Here is a 2,273-nt window from a genome sequence, read left to right as displayed (position 1 = left end):
CGTTCATGCGGGCCCGCCTGTGCCCGCCCCCGCGTAGGCTGGCCCGCATGAACGATCGCTTGGTGTGGATCGACTGCGAGATGACCGGGCTCTCGCTGTCCGACGACGCGCTCATCGAGGTGGCCGCCCTGGTCACGGACTCGGAGCTGAACATCCTCGGCGACGGCGTCGACGTCGTCATCCGGCCCCCGGCCGCCGCGCTGGAGAGCATGCCCGACATCGTCCGCGAGATGCACACGGCCTCCGGCCTGCTCGACGAGCTCGACGGCGGCACGACGCTCGCCGACGCCGAGGCGCAGGTCCTCAACTACATCCGGCAGCACGTGCCCGAGGCCGGCCGCGCCCCGCTGTGCGGCAACTCGGTCTCCACCGACCGGGGCTTCCTCGCCCGCGACATGGCCGCCCTGGAGAGCCACCTCCACTACCGCATCGTGGACGTCTCCTCCGTCAAGGAGCTGGCCCGCCGCTGGTACCCCAGGGCCTACTTCAACAGCCCCGAGAAGTCCGGCAACCACCGGGCGCTGGCCGACATCCGGGAGTCCATCGCCGAGCTGCGCTACTACCGCGAGGCGGTCTTCGTGCCCCAGCCGGGCCCGGACTCCGACACCGCAAAGACGATCGCCGCCCGCCACGTCGTCCCGCCGGTCCCCGCCGAGCAGGCCGGCACCGCGAGCCCGGCGGAACCCACCGCCTGACCTGCCACCGGGCCCGATCCGCCCGACCGGGCTCCGGGTCCGCCTCGCCGGAAAAAGGCGTGCGCGAGCACCCTCGCCAACCCTGTACACTCGTATCGGCCGGTGCGGGAAACACACTCCACACCGGGCATGGTGGGCGTAGCTCAGTTGGTAGAGCACCTGGTTGTGGTCCAGGATGTCGCGGGTTCAAGTCCCGTCGTTCACCCTCGCTGACGAAGGCCCTGACCTGGGGAGACCCGGGCCAGGGCCTTCGTCGTGCGCCCGCGCCGGAGGCCCGGTGATCCTGGACAGCGGGGCGACTCGTCGGTAGCTTTTCGCTGAGCAAGCGCTTAGCGCAGGACTCGACGGCGAGGCCGGACAGGGAGGAACGCCATGCGGCGTACGGTGTACAACGAGGATCACGAGGCGTTCCGGCAGACGATCCGCGAGTTCATCAGCGAGGAGGTCGTGCCCTACTACCACGAGTGGGAGGGGCAGGGCTTCGTCCCGCGCGAGCTGTACCGCAAGCTCGGCGAGTTGGGCGTGTTCGGCATCGAGGTGCCGGAGGAGTACGGCGGCGCGGGCGAGACGAGCTTCAAGTTCTACGCCGTCATCACCGAGGAGTGCGCCCGGGCGGGCGTGAGCTTCGGCGGGTCGAGCGTGCACACCGCGCTTTGCCTGCCGTACCTGCTGGCGTACGCGGACGAGGAGCAGAAGCGCCGCTGGCTGCCGCCCTTCGTCTCCGGCGAGATGATGACCGCCATCGCGATGACCGAGCCGGGCACCGGCTCCGACCTCGCCGGCATGCAGACCACCGCGAAGCTGTCCGAGGACGGCACCCACTACGTGCTCAACGGCGCCAAGACCTTCATCACCGGCGGCGTGCAGGCCGACCGGGTGCTGGTGTGCGCCCGCACCTCCCCGGCGACGCCGGAGAACCGCCGCGGCGGCATCTCGATCCTGGTGGTGGACGCCCGAAGCGAGGGCTACACCGTGGGCCGGACCCTGGACAAGCTGGGCCTGAAGACCTCCGACACCGCCGAACTCTCCTTCAACGACGTGCGGGTGCCGGTCGAGGACCTGCTCGGCGAGGAGGGCCGGGGCTTCGAGTACCTGACCCACAACCTGCCGCAGGAGCGGTTGGGCATCGCGGTCGGCGCGTACGCGCAGGCCGCCGCCGCGGTCCGGTTCGCGCACGAGTACGTGCGCGAGCGCACGGTCTTCGGGCAGCCGGTGGCCGCGTTCCAGAACACCAAGTTCGTGCTGGCGGACTGCAAGGCGGACGTGGACGCGATGGAGGCCGTGGTCGACCGGGCGCTGGAGGCGCACGAGCAGGCCGCGTTGGGCGCTGCCGACGCGGCCTCCGCGAAGCTCTTCACCACCGAGACCGCCGCCCGCGTCATCGACAAGTGCCTCCAGCTGCACGGCGGTTACGGCTACATGCGGGAGTACCCGATCGCCCGCCTGTACGCCGACACCCGGGTGTCGCGGATCTACGGCGGCACCAGCGAGGTCATGCGCTCGATCATCGCGAAGTCGATGGGCCTCTGACCACTTCCCGCACAGGCGCGGAGAACGAACCCCGACCACCCCCCACCC

The 2,273-nt window shown here is 70.6% G+C and carries 2 protein-coding genes and 1 tRNA gene; all 3 read left to right on the top strand.

Annotation, left to right across the window (positions count from 1 at the left end):
* The first annotated feature begins 47 nt into the window (after positions 1 to 47).
* The 3 genes from orn (at position 48) to FNX44_RS26320 (ending at position 2,225) form a co-directional block, all read left to right on the top strand.
* The gene (gene orn, locus FNX44_RS26330; protein ID WP_143651485.1) at positions 48 to 695 is read left to right on the top strand and encodes an oligoribonuclease; all 648 of its coding nucleotides are present in this window, start codon (positions 48 to 50) and stop codon (positions 693 to 695) included.
* 132 nt (positions 696 to 827) lie between these two features.
* Positions 828 to 900, top strand: a tRNA-His gene (locus tag FNX44_RS26325).
* 167 nt (positions 901 to 1,067) lie between these two features.
* Positions 1,068 to 2,225, top strand: coding sequence for an acyl-CoA dehydrogenase family protein (locus FNX44_RS26320; protein WP_143651484.1), 1,158 nt, complete (start codon positions 1,068 to 1,070; stop codon positions 2,223 to 2,225).
* Positions 2,226 to 2,273 lie beyond the last annotated feature (48 nt).

Origin of the sequence: Streptomyces alkaliterrae (genome assembly GCF_007097205.2) — a bacterium.
Lineage (GTDB): Bacteria > Actinomycetota > Actinomycetes > Streptomycetales > Streptomycetaceae > Streptomyces > Streptomyces alkaliterrae.
This window is presented reverse-complemented; position numbering and strand designations above follow the sequence as displayed.

What these genes read in the sequence shown, in the direction of transcription:
- orn (WP_143651485.1), top strand. Translation starts at nt 48, where the DNA reads ATGAACGATCGCTTGGTGTGGATCGACTGCGAGATGACCGGGCTCTCG.
- FNX44_RS26320 (WP_143651484.1), top strand. Translation starts at nt 1,068, where the DNA reads ATGCGGCGTACGGTGTACAACGAGGATCACGAGGCGTTCCGGCAGACG.